The sequence below is a fragment of the Bacillus haynesii genome (assembly GCF_001969855.1).
Lineage (GTDB): Bacteria > Bacillota > Bacilli > Bacillales > Bacillaceae > Bacillus > Bacillus haynesii.
In genome coordinates this window covers 1-646 of the sequence record NZ_MRBL01000075.1, presented here as the reverse complement: position 1 = coordinate 646, position 646 = coordinate 1, and the positions used below count along the sequence as shown (strand labels likewise).

General features: G+C 50.5%; 1 protein-coding gene and 1 pseudogene. Both read right to left on the bottom strand.

The annotated features are described in order from the left end of the window. Window positions 1-221 (bottom strand): annotated as a pseudogene (locus BTA31_RS22345) (amidohydrolase); the annotation flags it as partial. A 15-nt stretch (window positions 222-236) separates the two neighbouring features. Then, the coding region (locus tag BTA31_RS22340; RefSeq protein ID WP_142243780.1) for an amino acid ABC transporter ATP-binding protein at window positions 237-646 on the bottom strand (410 nt) is incomplete at its 5' end.

Genomic DNA, 646 nt, shown 5'->3' with positions numbered 1-646 from the left:
CTCAGCACAATGACGGGTCCTTCCTCGCGCCCTTTGATTTCGGCAACTACACCCGTTTCAAGCCCCGGCACCTCAAGAACTGTAATATTTTCTTCCTCAAGCCAGCGGCGGATTTTTTTCGTCGTTTCAAATTCCTGAAACGACAGTTCAGGATGTTCGTGAAGATCCCGGCGAATGTTGATCAAACGCGTATGCAACGCTTCATGATATTCTTCGGCCATTCCATTTCATCCCTTCTATACAAGTTCTGCAGGCTCTCCTACCTGTTTGATAAATTTTTTCGTCCGTTCGTTTTTCGGATGATCAAACAGCTCTTCCGGTGTCCCCTGCTCGATAATATGGCCGTCCGCCATAAAAATCACCTGATCTGCGACTTCTTTGGCAAACGCCATTTCATGAGTGACAATGATCATCGTCGTTTGTTTTTCGGCGATCGATTTGATGACTTGAAGCACGCCTGCCACAAGCTCCGGATCGAGAGCTGAAGTCGGCTCATCAAGCAAAATTGCGTGCGGGTTGACAGCAAGCGCCCGCGCGATGCCGACCCTCTGCTGCTGCCCGCCGGACATCGTAACCGGATAGCTGTGGGCCTTATGTTCCAAACCGACTTGCTTCAGCATCTCCATACCGATGCGGTCCGCTTCTT